General features: G+C 70.8%; 21 protein-coding genes. 12 read left to right on the top strand and 9 right to left on the bottom strand.

Translation table 11 applies throughout. The features are described 5' to 3' along the window. A complete protein-coding gene (locus tag K1T34_RS12845) occupies positions 1-399 on the bottom strand; it encodes a 6-carboxytetrahydropterin synthase (RefSeq protein WP_220244495.1) in 399 nt (132 codons plus the stop codon). 27 nt (positions 400-426) lie between these two features. After that, positions 427-1,401 carry a zinc-binding alcohol dehydrogenase gene (locus K1T34_RS12840; RefSeq protein ID WP_220244494.1) on the bottom strand — a complete coding sequence of 325 codons (975 nt, stop codon included), beginning with the start codon at positions 1,399-1,401 and terminating at the stop codon, positions 427-429. A 33-nt stretch (positions 1,402-1,434) separates the two neighbouring features. Here K1T34_RS12840 and K1T34_RS12835 point away from each other — a divergent pair, with 33 nt between their 5' ends. The 3 genes from K1T34_RS12835 to K1T34_RS12825 all read left to right on the top strand — a co-directional run bounded on the left by K1T34_RS12835 (position 1,435) and on the right by K1T34_RS12825 (position 3,648). Beyond that, the gene (locus K1T34_RS12835; RefSeq protein ID WP_220244493.1) at positions 1,435-2,259 is read left to right on the top strand and encodes a CDP-alcohol phosphatidyltransferase family protein; all 825 of its coding nucleotides are present in this window, start codon (positions 1,435-1,437) and stop codon (positions 2,257-2,259) included. 148 nt (positions 2,260-2,407) lie between these two features. Further along, entirely contained in the window at positions 2,408-3,235 is an 828-nt protein-coding gene (locus K1T34_RS12830) for an LLM class F420-dependent oxidoreductase (protein WP_220244492.1), read from the top strand. Positions 3,236-3,246: 11 nt separating this feature from the next. Beyond that, positions 3,247-3,648: an SRPBCC family protein gene (locus K1T34_RS12825; RefSeq protein WP_220244491.1), complete on the top strand. Its 402-nt coding sequence runs from the start codon at positions 3,247-3,249 to the stop codon at positions 3,646-3,648. Here K1T34_RS12825 and K1T34_RS12820 read toward each other — a convergent pair. Next, a complete protein-coding gene (locus K1T34_RS12820; RefSeq protein WP_220244490.1) occupies positions 3,634-6,348 on the bottom strand; it encodes a BTAD domain-containing putative transcriptional regulator in 2,715 nt (904 codons plus the stop codon). The two genes, K1T34_RS12825 and K1T34_RS12820, sit on opposite strands and share 15 nt — an antisense overlap. A 183-nt stretch (positions 6,349-6,531) precedes the next feature. Here K1T34_RS12820 and K1T34_RS12815 point away from each other — a divergent pair, with 183 nt between their 5' ends. From K1T34_RS12815 to K1T34_RS12800, 4 genes are all read left to right on the top strand, one after another. Further along, positions 6,532-7,458, top strand: coding sequence for a hypothetical protein (locus tag K1T34_RS12815; RefSeq protein WP_220244489.1), 927 nt, complete (start codon positions 6,532-6,534; stop codon positions 7,456-7,458). Between the two features lie 58 nt (positions 7,459-7,516). Beyond that, on the top strand, positions 7,517-8,938 hold the full coding sequence (locus K1T34_RS12810) for a neutral zinc metallopeptidase (RefSeq protein WP_220244488.1): 1,422 nt from the start codon (positions 7,517-7,519) through the stop codon (positions 8,936-8,938). Positions 8,939-9,137: 199 nt separating this feature from the next. Next, positions 9,138-10,022 (top strand): SDR family NAD(P)-dependent oxidoreductase, encoded by an 885-nt coding sequence (locus K1T34_RS12805; protein ID WP_220244487.1) that lies wholly within the window; start codon positions 9,138-9,140, stop codon positions 10,020-10,022. An 8-nt stretch (positions 10,023-10,030) separates the two neighbouring features. Further along, positions 10,031-10,471 (top strand): VOC family protein, encoded by a 441-nt coding sequence (locus K1T34_RS12800; RefSeq protein WP_220244486.1) that lies wholly within the window; start codon positions 10,031-10,033, stop codon positions 10,469-10,471. Between the two features lie 37 nt (positions 10,472-10,508). On the opposite strand, the gene K1T34_RS12795 is transcribed toward K1T34_RS12800, so the two are convergent. Further along, positions 10,509-11,168, bottom strand: coding sequence for a class I SAM-dependent methyltransferase (locus K1T34_RS12795; RefSeq protein ID WP_255638475.1), 660 nt, complete (start codon positions 11,166-11,168; stop codon positions 10,509-10,511). A gap of 69 nt (positions 11,169-11,237) precedes the next feature. Here K1T34_RS12795 and K1T34_RS53250 point away from each other — a divergent pair, with 69 nt between their 5' ends. Continuing rightward, on the top strand, positions 11,238-11,627 hold the full coding sequence (locus K1T34_RS53250; protein ID WP_255638474.1) for an SAM-dependent methyltransferase: 390 nt from the start codon (positions 11,238-11,240) through the stop codon (positions 11,625-11,627). Between the two features lie 6 nt (positions 11,628-11,633). Here the strand turns inward: K1T34_RS53250 and K1T34_RS12785 are convergent, their stop codons facing one another. From K1T34_RS12785 to K1T34_RS12775, 3 genes are all read right to left on the bottom strand, one after another. Beyond that, entirely contained in the window at positions 11,634-12,503 is an 870-nt protein-coding gene (locus tag K1T34_RS12785) for an SAM-dependent methyltransferase (protein WP_220244485.1), read from the bottom strand. 117 nt (positions 12,504-12,620) lie between these two features. Beyond that, positions 12,621-13,751 (bottom strand): LLM class flavin-dependent oxidoreductase, encoded by a 1,131-nt coding sequence (locus K1T34_RS12780; protein WP_220244484.1) that lies wholly within the window; start codon positions 13,749-13,751, stop codon positions 12,621-12,623. 64 nt (positions 13,752-13,815) lie between these two features. Then, positions 13,816-14,262 (bottom strand): MarR family winged helix-turn-helix transcriptional regulator, encoded by a 447-nt coding sequence (locus tag K1T34_RS12775; protein WP_220244483.1) that lies wholly within the window; start codon positions 14,260-14,262, stop codon positions 13,816-13,818. A 109-nt stretch (positions 14,263-14,371) separates the two neighbouring features. On the opposite strand from K1T34_RS12775, the gene K1T34_RS12770 reads away from it, so the two are divergent. The 3 genes from K1T34_RS12770 to K1T34_RS12760 are packed head-to-tail and all read left to right on the top strand — an operon-like array spanning position 14,372 to position 16,781. Then, a complete protein-coding gene (locus tag K1T34_RS12770) occupies positions 14,372-15,001 on the top strand; it encodes an NADPH-dependent F420 reductase (protein ID WP_220244482.1) in 630 nt (209 codons plus the stop codon). A 13-nt stretch (positions 15,002-15,014) separates the two neighbouring features. Next, complete coding sequence (locus tag K1T34_RS12765) at positions 15,015-16,172, top strand: luciferase family protein (protein ID WP_220244481.1); 1,158 nt, start codon at positions 15,015-15,017, stop codon at positions 16,170-16,172. A 12-nt stretch (positions 16,173-16,184) separates the two neighbouring features. Continuing rightward, complete coding sequence (locus K1T34_RS12760; protein ID WP_220244480.1) at positions 16,185-16,781, top strand: ester cyclase; 597 nt, start codon at positions 16,185-16,187, stop codon at positions 16,779-16,781. Between the two features lie 147 nt (positions 16,782-16,928). On the opposite strand, the gene K1T34_RS12755 is transcribed toward K1T34_RS12760, so the two are convergent. Next, positions 16,929-17,435 (bottom strand): RidA family protein, encoded by a 507-nt coding sequence (locus tag K1T34_RS12755; RefSeq protein ID WP_220244479.1) that lies wholly within the window; start codon positions 17,433-17,435, stop codon positions 16,929-16,931. Between the two features lie 173 nt (positions 17,436-17,608). On the opposite strand from K1T34_RS12755, the gene K1T34_RS12750 reads away from it, so the two are divergent. Next, positions 17,609-18,397: an IclR family transcriptional regulator gene (locus K1T34_RS12750; protein WP_220244478.1), complete on the top strand. Its 789-nt coding sequence runs from the start codon at positions 17,609-17,611 to the stop codon at positions 18,395-18,397. On the opposite strand, the gene K1T34_RS12745 is transcribed toward K1T34_RS12750, so the two are convergent. Continuing rightward, positions 18,390-19,067 carry a fumarylacetoacetate hydrolase family protein gene (locus K1T34_RS12745; protein ID WP_220244477.1) on the bottom strand — a complete coding sequence of 226 codons (678 nt, stop codon included), beginning with the start codon at positions 19,065-19,067 and terminating at the stop codon, positions 18,390-18,392. The two genes, K1T34_RS12750 and K1T34_RS12745, sit on opposite strands and share 8 nt — an antisense overlap. Positions 19,068-19,166 lie beyond the last annotated feature (99 nt).

Raw genomic sequence — 19,166 nt, 5'->3', positions numbered from 1 at the left:
TCAAAGCGAACGCTCGTACCCGGCCGAAGCGACGTGCGACTCGTGCAACGTCACCGAAATCCCCGACAGCCCGCGGGCACCTTCGCCGAGCTCCCCGGCGTGCACGGCGTCGGCCAGCCGGTCGGCGATCACCTTCGCCAGGTACTCCGTGGAAGTGTTGATGCCCTCGAACGCCGGGTCGTCGTCGAGGTTGCGGTAGTTGAGGTCGGCAAGCACGGAGCCCAGCTTCTGCGTCGCGAGGCCGATGTCGACCACGATGTTGTCGGCGTCGAGGTCGGTGCGGCGGAACGTGGCGTCGACGACGAACGTGGCGCCGTGCAGCTTCTGCGCCGGACCGAAGACCTCACCGCGGAAGCTGTGGGCGACCATGATGTGGTCGCGGACGGTGACGCTGAACAAGGTTTTCTCCTTAGGAATCACAAGAACTTACGGGTAAACGATCCGGTGCGCGAGCCCCGGCAGGTCCCCGCCGGCCAGGCGGGAGATCAGGTTCGGCAGATCTTCGAACGCGGTCTCGCCGGTCACGAGCACGTCGAACGCCGGATCGGCCAGCAGCCGCAGCGCCGTGGCCATGCGGTCACCGTAGGTGCGCCGCGCGGACCGGGCGGGGGAGACCGTGCCCACCTGGCTGCTGCGGATCGTCAGCCGCCGCGAGTGGAAGTTCTCGCCCAGCGGCACGCTCACGCGCCGGTCGCCGTACCAGCTCAGGTCCACCACCGTCGCCTCGCGGCCCAGCAGCTCCAGCGACCGCGCGAGCCCCGCGTCGGTCGCGCTCGCGTGCACCACGAGGTCGAGATCGCCCTCGGCGTCCTCCGGCCGCACGTAGCGGATGCCGAACGCCGCCGCGACCTTCTCCCGAGCCGGATCGGTGTCCACGAGCTGGACGTCCACTCCCGGGAAGCGGGAAAGCAGCCCGGCGACGCTGCTGCCGACCATCCCGGCCCCCACCACGGCGATCCGGTCGCCGACCAGCGGCGCGGCGTCCCACAGCGCGTTCACGGCCGTCTCCACGGTGCCCGCGAGGATCGCCCGCGCGGCCGGCACGTCGTCCGGCACCACCGTGACCGCCGAGGCCGGCACCACGAACTCGGTCTGGTGCGGGAAGAGGCTGAACACCGTCCGCCCCACCAGCTCACCCGGCCCGGCTTCGACGCGCCCGACGTTCAGGTAGCCGTACTTCACCGGGAACGGGAAGTCGCCCTCCTGGAACGGCGCGCGCATCACCTCGCGCTGGCTCTCGGGCACGCCGCCGCGCAGCACCAAACTTTCGGTGCCACGGCTCATGCCGGAAAACAGGGTCCTGACCAGCACTTCGTCCGGTCCCGGCTCCGGAATCTCCGCCGCCCGGATCTCACCGGTTCCGGCGGATTTGAACCAGAAGGCCTGTCCCGTACGTGTCATGGTCGTCCTCCTCTGCCGCGAGATCGAGGCGATATGGCTGTCACCACCACTACACGATCACGTTCCACCGTGGGTTCACTCGTTCGGCAGCAGGCCGCGGGTGCCGGAGCCCAGGTGGCGCTGCTGGGCGTGCTCGCCCTGACCGTCGGCCTCGGCGCCGCCGGCTGGGCCGCGGGCCTGGCGTACACCGTCGGCCTGTGGGCCCTGCTCGCGGGCGCCGCGCGCAAAGCCGGAGCCCGGTCACTGGGCCCCGCCGACCACGTCACGCTCACCCGCGCCATCCTCATCGGCGGCGTCACGGCGCTGGTCGCAGACCACCTGAACGGGGGAGTGCCGCTCGCGGTGCTCGTGCCGCTGGCGTCCGTCGCACTGGCGCTGGACGCCGTCGACGGGCAGGTCGCGCGCCGCACCGGCACGTCCTCGGCGCTCGGTGCGCGGTTCGACATGGAGTCCGACGCGTTCCTCATCCTGGTGCTCAGCGTGCTGGCCGCGGAGACGTTCGGCTACTGGGTCCTCGCCATCGGCCTGATGCGCTACGCGTTCGTCGCGGCGTCCTGGGCCCTGCCGTGGCTCAACGGCGCGCTGCCGCCCAGCCGGGCGCGCAAGGTGGTCGCCGCGCTGCAGGGTGTGCTGCTGGTGGCCGCGGGCTCGGGCCTGCTGCCGCACCTGGCGGGCCTGGCCGTCACGATGGCCGCCCTGGTCACGCTCGTGTGTTCCTTCGGCCGCGACGTCCTGTGGCTGCACAGCGCCCACCGCGCCGCCGCTCGCCCGGCACCCCGCGTCGCCCCCGCGACGTGCGTCGTCCGGCCCCGATCGACCCTGCGTCGCCGGCGCCACCTGGCGACGCGCAACCTGTAGCCGAAGAGACGGGGATCACGCGCCCGGGTTGCCCGGTTTTCCCTCGTGCCAGGGCCTTGCGGGTACCCACCTCAGGGGCAGGTCTGGGGTGTCCCCTCGTGTCAGCGTTGATCACGAACGATCTTCGACGGCACACGAGGGGTCTGGCGTGAAATTCGGCATCTGGACGGTCATCAACACCGGCGGCATCACCTACCCGGAGCTCGGCCGGGCGTTGGAGGAGCGGGACTTCGAGTCGCTGCTCGTCCCCGAGCACACGCACCTTCCGGTCACCGACGGCCCGCGACTCGACGGCAACGGCGCCGAGATGGACCCGACGTGGTTCCGCATGCCCGACCCGTTCGTCTCGCTCGGCGCGGTGGCCGCGGTGACGGAGCGGCTCAAGCTCATCCTCGCGGTGACGCTGCTGGTGCAGCGCGAACCGATCGTCTTCGCGAAGGAAGCCGCGACGCTCGACGAGCTGTCCGGCGGCCGCCTGATCGTCGGCGTCGGCGCGGGCAACGTGCTCGACGAGCTGCAGAACCACGGCGTCGCCCCGGCCGAGCGCGGCAAGGTCCTCGACGAGCGCATCGACGCCGTGAAGGCGATGTGGACGCAGGAAAAGGCCGAGTACCACGGCGAATACGTCGATTTCGACCCGATCTACAGCTGGCCCAAGCCCGTGCAGCGGCCGCACCCGCCGATCTACATCGGCGGCTGGAGCAAGGCGGCCGCGCGCCGCACCGTCGAGCGCGGCGACGGCTGGCTCGCGCCGCCCCTGCCCGTCGACGCCATGCGCGCCTACACCGAAGACCTGCGCGAACGCGCGGGCCGCCCGGTGCCTGTCACCGTCACCTACACCCCGACCGACGCCGGGGTGATCCACGCCTACGAGGACCTCGGCGTCGAGCGCGTCGCCCTGATCCTGCCCACGCTCTCGCGCGACGAGTCGCTGGTGGAGCTGGACAAGCTGGCCGAGTTCGTCTCGAAGTACTGAAGGGACCGGCCATGACCACCGTGCAGCTGCGCAAGCGGATGACCGCCGACCCGGCCGTGGTGTGGGAGCGGATCGCGGACTTCCACAACGTCCACACCTGGTTCCCCGCCACCGAGTTCAGCGAACCGGCGCCGGGTCTCATCGACACGCGCCGCCTGACCACCGAAACCGGTGCCGTCGTGTTCGAGGAGCTCATCGAGTCCTCCGCCGACACGCGCACCCTTCGCTGGCGCGTGCTCGGCGACAACGGGCCGATCCGCGACTACGTCGGCACGTTCGTCGTCCACGCCGCCCCGGAGGGTGGCGCCGTCCTGGAGTACACGGGCACCTTCACCGCGCCCGACGCCGTGCGCCCGTACGTCGAGGCGACTTTCCAAGCGGCGCTGGACAACCTCGCGTCACTGCTCGGCTGACGCGAGCTTCGCGGCCATGCGCTCGACGTCGCCGGTGCGGCCGTGGGCCTGGAACAGCTCGCGCGCCCGGGCCCACACGTCGCGGGCGGCGGCCAGGTCACCGAGAGCGGCGTGGGTGTCGCCGAGGTTGGCGAGGATCACGGGCTCGTCGTAGGCGTCTTCGGTGTCGTGGGCGAGTGCGAGGGCGGCGGTGTAGTGCGCCAGCGCCTCCTCGCGCTCGCCCATCGCCGAGGCGATGTACCCGAGGCTGTCGAGCGTCACGGTCTCCGCGCGGTGGTGGTTGTGCTTGCGGCACAGCACGAGCGCTTGTTCGCAGTGCTCGCGGGCTTCGGCCAGGAACCCGAGCTGTGCGCAGTACCAGCCGAGGGTGTTCAGCGCGTCGGCCTGGCGCAGGCCGTTGTCGGTGGCGCGGTAGTGCTCCAGCGCGACGGCGGTGTGGTGCAGGGCGCCGTCGAAGTCGCCGCTCTGGCCGAGCGCCCAGCCGAGGGCGCGGGCGGCGTCGGCGGCGAGATCCGCCTGCTGCGCAAGGGAAAGCGCTTCGCGCAGATGTCGGAGGGCGTGGTCGTGGGACCCGGCGCGGGTGTAGGCCGTGCCGAGGTACATCGCCGCGATGGCCTGCGGTTCCGGGTCGTGGAGGGCGCGGGCGGCCGCGAGCCCGGCCTGCCACGCTGTCAGGTCTTCGACGAGCCGGCCGTGGATCACGTGGTAACCGCTGACGCTCCACGCGAGCCGCCACACATCCTCGTGCGCGCCACGCCGCACCGCGGAATCCAGCGTCGCGCGGAGGCTGTGCTGTTCGTCGTGGAACCAGCGTGTTGCGGCCCGGCGGTCGGCCAGCGGGGGCGCGCTCGCCGCCGGGAGGTCGATCGACTGGCGTTCCGGCCGCAGCAACCGGTTCGCGACGCCGGCCGTGTGCAGCAGGTAGTCGGTGAAGCGCCGCAGTGCTTCGGCGCGTTCCGGCGGGGTGACGAGCTCGTCCGCGTACAGCCGCAGCAGGTCGTGCATCCGGTAGCGGCCGGGCAGGTGCTCCTGCAGCAGGTGCGCGTCGACGAGGCGGCGCAGCAACGCCCGGGGCCGCTCGAGACCGGCCAGCGCACCCGCGCCCGCGAGGCTCACGTCCGGTCCCGGCACGGCGCCGAGCAGCCGGAACACGCGCTGGGCTCCCGCGTCGAGGGCTTCGTAGGACCACGAGAACACCGCGCGGACGTTCGTGGCCAGGTCGCCGGCGTCCAGCGCGTCGAGCCGCGCCGACGCGTCCGCGAGCTCGCGCGCCAGCACCTCCAGGCGGAAGCGCGGGTTCGCGCCGGCCCGGCTCGCGACGACGCTGATCGCCAGCGGCAGGCCGCCGCACCAGCGCACGAGGTCGTTGACAGCCGCGGGCTCCGCGGCCACGCGCTGGTCGCCGAGGTGTCGCGTGAGCAGCTCGCGCGCCTCGCGTTCGGCCAGCTCGCCCAGGTCGAGCAGCTGCGCGCCGCGTACGCCGAGGCCGCCGAGCCGGTGCCGGCTGGTGATCATCACGGTGCACGTCTCACTGCCTGGCAGCAGCGGTTCGACCTGCGCCGCGTCGCGCGCGTTGTCGAGCACCACGAGCAGGCGCCGGCCCGCGACAAGGCTGCGGTACAGCGCGAAACCGCCTTCGGGTTCGGCGGGCACGGCCGCGGGCGCGACGCCGAACGCGTCGAGGAAGTGGCGCACCACGGCTTCGGGCCGCAGCGGTGAACCGGCCGGGTCGAAGCCGCGCAGGTTCACGTACAGCTGGCCGTCGGGGAACCGCGCGACATTCCGGTGCGCCCACCGCAGTGCGAGCGACGTCTTGCCGATCCCGCCGGCGCCGCCGATCGCGGAGATCGCGACCGTGCCCGAGCCGCCGGCCATCGCGGCGTCGAGCTCGGCCAGCTCCGCGTCGCGCCCGACGAACCACCGCGGCGGCGCGGGCAGCTGACGCGGCACGGGCGTCTCGCGCGGCGGGCTGAGCTCCGGGTCGGTGGTGAGGATGCGCTGGTGCAGCTCGCGCAGCGCGGGTCCGGGGTCGGCGCCGAACTCGTCGGCGAGCCGGTGGCGGATCCGGTCGAACTCCTCGAGCGCGCCCGCCTGCCGCCCGGCGCGGTAGCGGGCGAGCATCAGCTGGCCGGCGATCCGCTCGTCGAGCGGGAAAGCCGCGGCGCGCTGGGCCGCGTCGGCGAGCACGGCGTTGTGCTCGCCGAGCTGCAGCGCGAGGTCCGTGCGATCGAGCTGCGCGGACAGGCGTTCGGCGGCGAGCTTGTCGCGCACCGCGTCGGCCCACGGGGTGTCGAGGCCGGCGAAGGCGTCATCGCGCCACAGAGCGAGGGCCTCGTCGAACAGCTCCGGCCGCCGTTGCGCGCGCGCCTGCGCGACGAGCGCACGGAACCGCAGCACGTCGACGCTCCCGGGTGGTGTGGTGAGCACGTAGCCGCTCGGGCCGTGCTTGATCTCGACGCCCTCGGCCGCGGCGAGCGTGCGGCGCAACCGGGAGAGGTAGCTGGCGAGCAGCCGGTGCGCGCGGTACGGCGGCTCGTCCGCCCACACGCGCTCGACGAGCCGTTCCGTGGACACGGGCCGGTTGGCGTCGGCGAGCAGCGCGGCCAGCACCCAGCGCTGCCGCGCGTGCCCGAGGTCGACGGGCTCGCCGGCGACGTGCGCCTCCACGGGGCCGAGCAAGCCGAACCGGACCTTGGTCATGGCCCATGCTTACCGCAACCGGGCCGGGGCGTGCGACCGGGAATCCCGCGTGACCTGCGAGTTCCCGATTCCTCAAAAAACTTTCGAACTCACGTGAACCGAACTCGACCCCAGCCCCGTGTCACGGGCAAGAGCGGCTCCGGACGGTCCAGGAGCCCCGGTCGAACCCCCTGGAGTTCCCCCATGTTCCGCAAGCACGCCCTGTTTTTCGCTGCCTTCGTGACGGCGGGCGCGGCCCTGCTGTCGGCCTGCGGCGGCCAGACGGACGGCACCCCGAGTGCGGCCCCGGCCGGCGCCGCGGTGGACGCCGGCAACGCCGGTGGTCTCGACCTGCTGAGCGGCACCGCCCGCAGCAACAACGCCGCTCGTGACACCGGCGACCTCGCACCGGCCGGCGCGCCCGCGGACGTGCGCACCAAGTGGGTGTCGCTGCGAGCCGGCAAGGCGGGCAACCTGAACCCGGTCGTGATCAACGGCGCCGGGATGACGATCTACCGCTTCGACAACGACTCCCCGAAGCCGCCGAAGTCCACTTGCAACGCCGACTGCGAGAAGAAGTGGCCGCCGGTCAAGGTCACCAAGGGCACCAAGGTCTTCATCGCCGGCATCAAGAAGTCCGCGATCGGCGTCGTGAAGCGCGACGACGGCTCGCTGCAGCTGACGGTCGGCAACTGGCCCGCCTACACGTTCTCCGGCGACAAGAACCCGGGCGACACCAACGGTGAGGGCGTCGGCGGCACGTGGTTCGGCATGAGCCCGACCGGTGGCAAGGTGCTCGACGGTTCGGCCTCCGGCACCACGACCCCGCCCTCGGACAACCCCCCGACCCCGTCGGGCGACTCGAAGGCCGCCACCAGCACGATCCTGTTCGACGACGCGTTCTTCAGCGACAACGGCGCTTCGCAGGGCCTGTCCTTCGGTTCCGGTGACAACGCCTGCCAGAACCTGGCCCGCCCCGGCGTCACCTCCTCGCTGACCACCGACGGCACGCTCAAGCTGTGGACCGGCCCGAACTGCACCGGCAAGTCGACGGTCGTCGACAGCGACGTGAAGGACCTCTCCACGATCGGCTTCGACGACGCCATCCAGTCTGTCCACTTCGGCGCCTGATTTACTTCGAGCCGGTGCGGCCCCTCGGTCGCACCGGCTCTTTTTCCTTGGAGGAGCTATGACTTCGCGGTTCACGTGGGTGGCGACGCTGGTCGCGGGCGCCGTGCTGCTGGCCGGGTGCACCACGGCCGTCCAGGGCAGCGCGGGCGTCGACCGGCCCGACCCGGCCAAGGTCGCCGGCCTTGCCATCACCGACGGTCCGAGCGGCCCGAAGGCCGGCGTCGCGGACACCGACCTGCCTGTCGCCAACACCGACGGCGGCGCGATCGACAAGCTCGCCGCCAACGCCGTCGCCGACGTGCAGCAGTACTGGACCGAGCAGCTGCCGGAGAACTTCGGCAAGGACTACAAACCCGTCGGCCAGCTCATTTCCTACGACTCGCGCGGCCAGGGCCTCAACCTCTGCGGCTCCAGCACCGCCGGCCTCGTGAACGCGTTCTACTGCCCCTCCGGCGACCTGGTCGCGTGGGACCGCGGCGAGCTCCTGCCCATGCTGAACGACTCCTTCGGCCCGATGTCCGTGGTCGCCGTCCTGGCGCACGAACTGGGCCACGCCGTCCAGACGCGCCTGGGCTTGAGCCCCAACACCCCGTCGATCGTGAAGGAACAGCAGGCCGACTGCTACGCGGGAACGTTCTTCCGCTGGGTCGCGGAAGGCAATTCGCCACACTTCCAGGTGTCGACCGGCACGGGCCTCAATCAGATCATGGCGACGCTCTTCTTCATCCGCGATTCCGCCGGCTCCAGCTTCGACACCGCCGGCGCGCACGGCAGCGCGTTCGACCGCGTGTCCGCCTTCCAGTTCGGCTTCACCGACGGCCCGAAGCGCTGCGCCGCCATCGACAACGCCGAGGTCGTCAGCCGCACCAGCCAGCTGCCGTTCTCGTCCAAGGACCTCGACACAGGCGACGGCAAGGGCAACCTGGACGTCGTGGACCCGGCCAACCTGCAGGACCTGGAGTCGAGCCTGCGCGCCGCTTTCCCCAAGGGCGCCCCCAAGCTCACCTCCGACCCCGAGTCCTGCTCGGACGCTCGCGTGACCAGCCCCTCCGCGTACTGCCCGTCGACCGACACCGTGTCGGTCGACCTGGACTCCCTTCGCCGCGTCGGCACCCCACCGTCGCGCGGCACCTCCGGCGGCTTCGGCGACTTCGCCGCGTTCGCCGAGGTGGCGTCCCGATACGCGTTGGCGGTCGAAAAGGCCTACGGCCTGCGCTTGGACACTGCTTCCACGGGCCAGCTCACGGCCTGCCTGACGGGCATGTGGGCGGGGACGTTGACGCCGGACAAGAAGGCGACGCTGGAGCTTTCGCCGGGTGACCTGGACGAGGCCATCGCCGAGTTGCTGTCGCCGAAGAGCGTCATCGCTTCCGACCCTTCCGGTACGACGGTGCCCTCCGGTTTCGCCCGGGTGGAGGCCTTCCGCGACGGATTCACTTCGCCGACTGTTGCCACGTGCACCAGTAAGTACGGCGGCTGAGTTCTTCTTCTGCGGCCCTCCCTCGCTGGATTTTCGGCGGGGGAGGGCCGTTTTTGGTTGGTGGTTCCTGAGGCACGGATCTCGCCAAACCCACGGATCGCGCCGAAGTTTCGTTACCACGCAATGATTTCCCTCCGCTCCATGGTTCGACCATTCGGCAGCCCTTTCGGCGGCTGCCCACGATGGACCAAGGAGTGCCATGGGCAAGACCGTCCTCGTCACCGGCGCGGGCTCCGGCTTCGGCGCGCTGATCGTGCGCGCGCTGGCCGACGCCGGCCACACCGTCTACGCGGGCATCCGCGACCTCACCGGCCGTAACGCCCCCGCGGCCGCCGCGCTGGCGACCTACGCGTCCTCCCGATCGGTGGCCTTGTTCGCGGTGGAACTCGACGTCCGCTCACAGGATTCAGTGGACAGCGCCGTCGCCTCGATCCCCGAGCCGCTGGACGTCGTCGTCCACAACGCCGCCTACCTCGCCATGGGCCCGGCCGAAGCCTTCACCCCGGACGACATCGCGGAGGTCATGGACACCAACGTCTCCGGCCCCCAACGCGTCAACCGTGCCGTGCTGCCGCAGTTCCGCGAGCGCCGCCACGGCCTCCTGGTGTGGATCGGCTCCTCCAGCACCAAGGGCGGCGCCCCGCCGTACCTCGCGCCGTACTTCGCGGCCAAAGCGGCCATGGACGCGTTCGCCGTCTCCTACGCCGCCGAGCTCGCCCGCTTCGACATCGAGACCACGATCGTCGTCCCCGGCGTGTTCGCCCAAGGCACTTCGCTGTTCGCCAACGGCCACCCCGCCACCGACACCGCCCGCGCCGCCACCTACGAAAACCTCTACCCGGGCCTCCTCGACCACGTCGCCGCGCGGCTCTCCGACCTGGCCCCACCGGACATCGATGCCGGCGCCGTCGCCACCGCCGTCACCGACGTCCTCGCACTGCCCCACGGCACCCGCCCCTTCCGCCTCCACATCGACCCGGTCGACGACGGCTCCGAAGCGGTCAGCGCCGGCGCCGACCAGGCCCGCACGCAGTTCCTCACCCGCCTCGGCCTTTCCGACCTCCTCCACCCGCACTCGCTGTAAGGAGAATCGTGGACTTCTCACTAGAACTCATCGTCCTGCCCGTGTCCGATGTGGACCGCGCCAAGGCCTTCTACGTCTCCCTGGGCTTCCGCCTGGACGTCGACTACCAGGCGGACGACTACCGCGTCGTCCACCTCACCCCGCCCGGCTCCGCGACGTCGATCCTCTTCGGCACCGGCGTCACCACTGCCCCTCCCGGCTCAGTCCGCGGCCTCCACCTCATCGTCAAGGACCTCCCGGCGGCCGTCACCGAACTCGCCGCCGCGGGCATCCCCGCCTCCACCCCCTTCCACGACAAGGGCGGCGTCTTCCACCACACGAACCCGACCCATCTCGCCGACGGCCCCCACCCCACCCGCGCGTCCTACGGAACCTTCGCCACCTTCCACGACCCGGACGGCAACGAATGGTTCCTGCAGGAAATCACGGAACGGCTCCCTGGCCGCTGACCGTGGTGGGGCGCCGATGGTCCGCGTGGTCGGCCCTTTACGCTCCGGCCCGCACCGACAACACGATCGGCAACGGCACCCCACCCTCACTGAACCGCTCCAGCCCGAACCCCGCGTCCACGAACGCGTTGAGCAACTCCGGCAACGGCCAGTGCGCCGCCCCGACCTTGTCCCAGATCCCTTGGTCCGTCCACGAATCCTTTGTCCAGTGCCGCTCCCGGTAGCCCGGCCGGATCACCGCCGCGGCCGGGTCGCTGCGATCCGCGAAGCTGCCGCAGAAACACGGATGCACCCCGACGTGCACGAACACCCCACCCGGCCGCAGCACGCGCTCCACCTCGCGCAGCACGGCCGGATACGCCGGCATGTCGGTGTGCACCATGACGGCGACGACCGGGTCCACGCCGCCGTCCCGCACCGGCAACCGCTGCGCATCCGCGCGGGCGACCGGCATCCGCTCGCGCCCGTACCGCAGCATCCCGGCCGACAAGTCGACCCCGATGGGCGTCCACCCCAGCTCCCGCACCACGCCCGCGTGGACGCCCGTGCCACACCCGACCTCGAGGCACACCCCGGTGCCCGCCCCGAGCAGCTCCCGAAGCGCGGCGGAGATCCCGAGCGGATCCGACTGCTGCGCGCCCAGGAACTGCCCCTCGTACCAGTCCGCGATTTCGTCGTAGGCCGCCTTCACAAGCACCAGTGGACCGCTCGCGCCGCCGCGCCCGCCACCGTTTCCGCTCGAAGCGGATTACGATCTTGACGGAGCGTGAGCAACCAGGCTGAGGAGGTCGCCGTGCACATCCGAATCGCGGCCGTCGCCTTGGCCGCAGCCCTCCTCGCGACCGGCTGTTCCGCGAGCACGAACACCCCGCCCCCGCTCGAGGTCTGCACCACCGGCGACTACCAGCCCCTCGTCCCGCCCGGCTACCCGGAGATGCTCGCGGACCTCAAACGCCTGTACGACACGTCGTCGAGTCCCGTCGTCTTCCGGAGCCGCAAGGAGATCGCCGACTTCTTCGGCGACTTCACGTTGCTGGAGCCCGGCGTTATGTGGACCCCGCTCTGGCACCCGGAGGACGCCAGCGACGGTGACCGGACCGCGCACCTGCCTTCGCCCAATGAGTCGCTGCTGCTCGCCGGCGTCGCTCGGAAATGACGGCGTTCAGGCGTCCTTCTCACCGAAGGTGAAGCGAGACTGAAGGATCGGCCCCGGAATCGACGGGTCCGGGCCTCGCCCGTACCGCCTGGTGAAGGTGTCCACCGGCGAGGTCGTGAGGGTCCACCCGGCGGCGCCCAGAGCAGCGGGCGTATCAGGACGAGGGTCAGGATCGAACAGGCCGCCCAGGTGCGACCCGGTTTCCGCAGTGCTGGTGTCGAAGAGCGTGTGGTCGCGGAGGGAGTCCTGGCCGGGGAGGGTTTCCAGGCCGACGCGGCTGCCGGGGGCCGACAGGGTGTTGAGGGTGTCGATGAGGGAGGTCTCGACCGGCGCGGGGAGGTAGAGGAGGAGGCCTTCGGCGATCCACGTGGTGGGCACGGAGGGGTTGAAGCCCGCGGACAGCAGGGCAGAGGGCCAGTCGTCGGCCAAGTCGGCCGGGAGGAGGTGGTGGGGTACAGGCGAAAGAGCGCCCAGGGAGCCCAGGACCTTCGATTTGAAGGTGAGGACGTCGTGCCGGTCGATCTCGTAGCAGGTCACCGAAGGGGGCAGGTCCAGGCGCAGCGCGCGGGTGTCCAGGCCGGCGCCGAGGATGACGATTTGCGGGGTGTGCGGGGCGGAGTCCACCAGGAAGTCGTCGAAGGTGCGGGCGCGGACGGCGAAGAAGCGGCCCAGGTGGCCCCAGAAGGGGTCCGCGTCGCCGAGGGAGACGTCCTCGATGCGGGTGGGCAGGGCGACGGGGGAGTTGGCCGAGCGGACGAAATGCTCGGCGTACTCGTCGCGCAGCAGGCTGTGCGGGTGGTGGGTTTCGATGGCGCGCGCGGCCGCGACCATGAGGGCGGTGGAGCTGACGCCCGCCGCGAGATCTGAGTCCGACACCTGCTGAACACCTTTCGGCCGGGAGGTCGGCGCTCACGGTACCGGCAAGCCCACCCGAAACGGATGCCTCCATCGGGGTGATCAAAACCTGCGTCCTGCCTGGCGGGACAGGGAAAATCAGCGGCCGTCGATGAGGGCGGCGGCGTCCGGGACCTGCTTGCCGGCGAAGGCGGGGCGGGCGCCGTACGGGTCGGCGTCTGTCCACAGTGTCGTGGGGGCTTCCTTGCGCACCACGGGGATCACCTCGGCGGCGAAGCGCTCCAGCATCTCGAGCTGCTGTTCGTGCGGGAGCATCGTGGGCAGGCTGAACGACTGGAGGTCGTGGCCGAAGGCGGCGTGGAAGTACAGGATCTTGTCGATGATCTGCTGCGGGCTGCCGACGAGCACGGGACCTTCGGCGATGGCGTGGTCGATGTCGCGGAAGACCATTTCGTTGCCGGGCGTGTGGTTGCCCGGCTTGTTGAAGAACTCGACCATCTTCTCGTACACCGGGCCGAAGTGCTCGCGCGCGTCCTGTGTGGAATCGGCCAGGTACAGGAAGCCCGCGCCGGCGCCGACGAAGGCGTAGCGGGGGTCGTGGCCGTGGCGGTCGTACTCGGCGCGGTAGTGGTCGATGAGGATCTTGTAGTTGTCGCGCGGCTGGATGGCGTTGGCGCTGAACAGCGGGTCGCCCCACTTCGCGGCGAGTTCGGCGGACGTCAGGGTGGTCGCGGAGCCGTGCCACACGCGGGGAGCGCCGGCGAATGGGCGGGGCAGGGTGGTGACCCCGTCAAGCGCGCCGCGAAACTTTCCTTCCCACGTCACGTTTTCCTCGCGCCACAGCCGGCGCAGCAGCTCGTACTTCTCCGCCAGCTGGTCCCACTGCTGCCCGGGCTCGACGCCGAACATCGGCAGCTGCCGGGCCTCGTTGCCCTTGCCGATCACGATCTCGACGCGGCCGCGGGAGAGCTGGTCGATCGTGGCGAAGTCCTCGGCGATGCGCACCGGGTCCGAAATGGACAGCACGGTGACGCCGGTCTGGATCCGGACCCGGCTCGTGGTCGCGGCGATCGCACCGAGCAGCACGGTCACGCCGGCCGACAGGAACGGGCCCGCGTGCCGCTCGCCGAGCGCCACCGCGTCGAAGCCGATCTGCTCGGCCCGCTGCGCGGTGTTCAACGCCTGCGCGTACCGGTCCGACGTGCTGACGATTCGCCCGGTGACCGGGTTCTGCAGGTGCGGCAGGATGTCGAGGAGCTGGAATCGCACGGACGTCTCCAAGCGTGGGCAGTTGAACGTTCAGTCAAAACGCTACGCCGTCCGACTTGAACCTTCAAGCAATCTCAAAACCGTGCCGGACGCGGTCCAGTAGCCCGTCGAGGGTGTCCAGGTCGGTCTCGGAGAACGCGGCGAACGCGGCGCGCAAGTTGCGCGCGTGGGCCGTCGCGGCCTGGTCAAGGACCTTGCGCCCCGCGTCGGTGATACCGGCGTAGGCGACGCGGCGGTCGGTCGGGCACGGGCGGCGCTCGACGTAGCCGGCCGCCTCGATGCGGTCGATCAGCCGCGTGATGCCGCCTGTGGTGAGTGCCACTTCGCCGGCGAGTGCGCTCATCGTCAGCTGCCCGCCGTCGGAGCGGGCGAGCCGGATCAGCACCTCGAACCACGTGTGCTGCAGCCCGGTCTCGGCCTGCATGGCGGGCCCGAGCCGGCGTTCCAACTGGCTACTGGCCTCGACCAGCCTGCCGAACGTCGTGATCAGGCGGTCGTCGATCGGGTCCATGCCGCAAGTGTACGCGGAGAAGGTTGACGCGTCAGCTATTGCATCGGAAGGCATCTTGTGGTTACCGTGTCAGTATCTGAACAGTCAGATATTGAAGGAGCAGGTAATCATGCGGATCGCCATCATCGGAGCCGGCAACGTCGGCTCGGCTCTCAGCAAGGCCGCCGTCGACGCCGGGCACGCGGTGACCCTGACCGCGACCAGTCCGGAGAAGGCCGCCAAGGTCGCCGCCGAGACGGGGGCGCGGGGCGCGGCGAGCAACCTCGACGCGGTGGCCGACGCCGACGTCGTGGTGCTGGCCGTGCCGGGCAACGCCGTCGGCGCCGTCGCCCAGGAGATCGCGCCTGCCGTGCGCGGCAAGGTCGTGGTCGACGCCACCAACCCGCTCAACGCGACGTTCACCGACCTCGACATCGAAGAGACCGCCGCCGTGCAGACGCTGCAGCGCCTGGTCGCCGACGCCGCCGTGGTCAAGGCCTTCAACACCATCTTCGCCGGCCGCCTCGGCACGCCCACCGAGAGCGGTCACCGGCTCGACGCCTTCTACGCCGGCGACGACACCGACGCCAAGAAGGTCGTCGCGGAGCTGCTCACCTCGCTGGGTTTCCGCCCGATCGACGCCGGCGGCCTGCGCATGGCCCGCGCGCTGGAGGAGATGGCGTTCCTCAACATCGCCCTCAACGCCGGCAACAACTGGCCCTGGCAGTCCGGCTGGGCGCTGCTCGGCCCGACCGTCTGAAAAGGACACTCCGATGAACGAGCCGGTTGTCGAAATCCCGGTCGTCGAAACCCCGGTCGTCGAAACCCGAGGTGCCGAAGGGCCGTTGGTCGTGCTGCTGCACGGCCGCGGCTCGCGCGAGACCGAGATCATCGGGCTCGCCGACGCGTTGCCCAAGGGTTTCCGTTACGCAGCAGTGCGAGCACCGATCGCGGAAGGCGGTGGCTTCGCGTGGTTCGCCAACCGCGGCATCGGCCGCCCGACGCCGGAGTCACTACGGATCACGATGGACTGGTTCCGCGCCTGGCTCGACCGGCAACGCGGGCCCGTGCTGCTGATCGGGTTCAGCGGCGGGGCCGCGTTCGCCGGCGGCCTGGTCCTGGACGATCCGGACCGCTTCGCCGGCGCCGCCATCCTTTACGGCACTTTGCCGTTCGACGCGGGTGTGCCCACTGACCCGGCGCGGCTGGCGGGCTTGCCCGTGTTCCTCGCGCACGGTGAGCACGACCAGGTCATCCCGCGCGACCTGCAGGACCGGACCTGGCGTTACCTCACGGCCGAGTCCGGAGCGCCCACCATCGCGCGGCGCGACCCGGTGGGCCACGGCATCGCGCCCGACGCACTGGCCTCCCTCGGCGGCTGGCTCGCCGAGCGCGCGGACTTCCTCGAGCGGCGCCGTGTGCCCGGGCCTCAGCCGACGCGGTGGGACGGACTCGAGGACCTTCCACTGCGAACGGGAAAGCGGCCGGACGTCAGCGTCACCATCCCCCAGCAGCAGCTCACCGGCAACGCCCCGGCCGAGCTGCAGGAAAAGCTGTTCGCCCGCGTCAACGCGCTACCCGGGGTGAACAGCGAGCAGTCGGCCATCTCCGTGCCAGGCGCCCGCGGGTTCATGCTCGCCGACGGCCAGGCGGGGCCGGCCGACGCGTTCCTCGTGCCGCGGGCCGGCGAGTTCGCCCACCTGCACCCGCGCGCCGACGGTTCCCTGCACGTCGCCCTGCCGGTTTCCCTTGCCGCGGAAGCGATCGAACGTGGCTGGGCCGTCGCCCACCCGCTCGCCGGGATCCGGCTCACGCCGGGCATGGTCCTCGTCTACGGGCCCCGCGACGAGACCGAACTCGACGTCGTCACCGCCATCGTCTCCACCAGCCACGCCTGGGCGACCGGGCGCGAACTCCCCTCTGCCAGCTGAAAGCGAGCAATCATGGATCGCCGTACCGCGCTCAAAGGCGGAGCCGCCGCCGCGTTCGGTGCCTTCGCCCTCACCGCCGTCGCGAGCGGCAACGTGGCCGAGGCCGCCGGGCAGCCGCTGCTGCCGGACCCGGCCGCCCACCCCGTGCCGAATCCGCCTTATCCGCGCAACCTGACGCACGACGAGCGCAAGCACCTGGAGACGTTCGACGAGCTCGACTTCGACGTCTTCTCCCACGCCGACTGGAAGCGCCTCGACGAAAGCCACGCCCGCAACATCCGCGTGCACTGGCCTGACGGGCACTACACCGACGGCATCGACCAGCACATCGCCGACCTCGCCGCGATGTTCGTCTGGGCGCCCGACACGCGCATCCACTCACATCCCTTGCGCGTGGCCAAAAACGAGCTCACCGCTGTCACCGGCGTGATGCAGGGCACCTTCACCCGCCCCATGCCCGACGGCAAGGGCGGCTTCATCCAGCCGACCGGCCGGAAGTACGCGATCAACATGGCCACCGTCGGGATCTGGAACCGTCGCGGCACGATGGACGAGGAATTCCTGTTCTGGGACAACCAGACCTTCAACCAGCAGCTCGGCCTGGCCTGATCGGAGGAGCTCGTGAAGCTCGACCTCAACGGCCGGACCGAGCTGGTCACCGGGTCGACGTCCGGGATCGGCGCGACCCTCGTGGAACAGCTGCCCGACGGTGTCGTGGTCACCGCCATCATCCCGTGACCGCGTGGAGCCCGCCGGTCAGCGACCGGCGGGCTCCACGACAGCGATCAGGTCCACTTCGACGGCAATGCCCTTGGGCAGCGCCTTCGCGCCGACGACCGAGCGGGGATGGCGCCCGGCGTCGCCGAAGACCTCGACCAGCAGGTCGGACGCACCGTTGAGGACCTGTGCCACGCCGGTGAAATCGTCGGTGCACGAGACGTTGCCGACGACCCTCGCGATGCCGCGCACCCGGTCGAGGCTGCCCAGCGTCTGACGCAGCTGAGCCAGCAAGTGCAGCATGCACTCACGCGCAGCCGCGTAGCCGTCTTCGGCCGTGAGAGTTTCGCCGACCCGACCGAGCCAGCCTTCGGAGCCTTGCCCGGCCAGGTAGACGAGGGAGCCTTCCTGGTACGCGCCGACGTAGTTGCCGGCGACCGGCCGCAGCGCGGGCAGGCTCAGACCGGTGGCTCGCAACCGTTCTTCCGGCGTCGCACCAGGCACGCGCGGGCTCCTCTCGGGGGACATCCGGAACACGCTGGACATCCTCGGCACGCTAGAGGCCGCAACGGCGGAACACAGCCGAAGCGTCCGGCCTGACCGGACTCCTTTTGCCGCACCGCAAGCGCAATTCTCGCGTCCGGTACAGCCGGACAGAGGATCGCCGATCTGGCCCGGGCGGGGGTATTTTCCGCATCGGGCTCGAACGGAGGCACGCCATGGTCGTCGCGTCGAAAGGGAACGCGTCCGTCGCGAAGGCGATGGTCGTGCTCAACGCGTTCAGCCCCGTTCAGCCGACACTCAGCGTGCGGCAGCTCGCCGAACGCACGCAGCTTCCGCGCAGCACCACGCACTCGTTGTGCTTGGCCCTGTGCCAGGCCGGGATGCTCGAACAGGTGCCGCGGCGCGGGTACCGGCTCGGGTCCGCGCTGGTCGGGCTCGGCGGCCAGGTGATCGACTGCACCGGCCTGGCCACCGCGTCGGAAGGCCTGTTGCGGCGGCTGCCGTTGCGCACCTGTCAGGAAACGCACCTCGCGCAGTTCGTCGACGGCTGGGTCGTGTACCTCGACCGCATCACCGGCCGGGAGCCGCGGCCGATGCGCAACCGCGTCGGCCTTCGCGCGCCCGCGCACCGCACCGGCTGTGGCAAGGCCGCGCTCAGCGCGCTGGAGCCGGAGGTGGTGGAGCGGCTCGTTTCGCTGACCTGTGAAGCGGAACGGTTGCCCGCACCCGATTTCACCGAGCTGACCGCCGTGCTGACGACGGCGAGGCGCGACGGGTTCGTCGTCAGTCACTCGTTCCAGCGCGGCACCACGTCGGTGGCCGCCGCGATCACCGACCTCACAGGCAATCCGGTGGGCGCCGTCTCCATCGCCGGGTTGAGCGAGACGTTCACGCGCAAGGCAGTCGCGGAGGCCGCCCGCAACGTCACCGAGGCCGGCCTCGCCATCAGCTACCGCATCGCCGACCGGCTCGGCACCTTCCGGGCAACGGCGACGCTCACGTAACCCGTTCCAGGACGTTCTCGTGGAAACCGATCTCGTCGATCTCCGTTTCGAGGACGGAACCCGCGCTCAGCAAAAGCGGAACCTCCTCGTGCCCCGCCGCGACGACGTCACCCGGCTCGAGCCGCACATGTTGCGAGACTCGGTGGACCAACGCGACGAAGTCCAGATCCGCGGTGTCGGTCTTCTGCACCGGCCGGCCGTCGACGAAGCTGTGCAGGGCGAGCCGGGGTCGCAGACCTCCCGGCAGCTCGTCGGGAGTCACCAGCGCCGGGCCGAGTGACAGCCACGGCACGGTGACCTCGTTCAGGATCGAGAACCCCGCGATGGTGCCGAGCCGCCCGATGACCACCGCCGGCTCGGCCTTCCACGTGGCGGCCACGGATTCTTGGGGCAGCACGATCGCGTCCCGCGGCCCGGCGAACGACTTCGGCCGGGTCACGTGGAAGGACCGCCGGCCCAAGTCGACCCGGACCACCTTCCCCGGGCGCGCCGACAATGGCGCCCGGTCGCAGAACATCGCCTCGTGCGCCCGGCCCGCCGCGGCGACCGGCCATTGTGGATCAAGAAGCAGCGCGCCGACGTCCGGGTACGGCAGCTCGACGAGCGTGCCGTCGCCTTCGGCCCGCGCCGCGCGCGTGCCGCCACTCGTGCGGATCGTGGTCAGTTTCATGCCGAGCCTCCTGGAAGGTTCGAGCGGGTGACGTCCGGGTCAGTGGGACACCGGGGTGGCCAGGCGACATTCGGACGGTGAAGGTATGGATTCGTCGTT

Origin of the sequence: Amycolatopsis sp. DSM 110486, from assembly GCF_019468465.1 — a bacterium.
GTDB lineage: Bacteria > Actinomycetota > Actinomycetes > Mycobacteriales > Pseudonocardiaceae > Amycolatopsis.
Note: the sequence above shows the minus strand (reverse complement) of the source record. Positions and strands in the feature narration are given on the sequence as shown.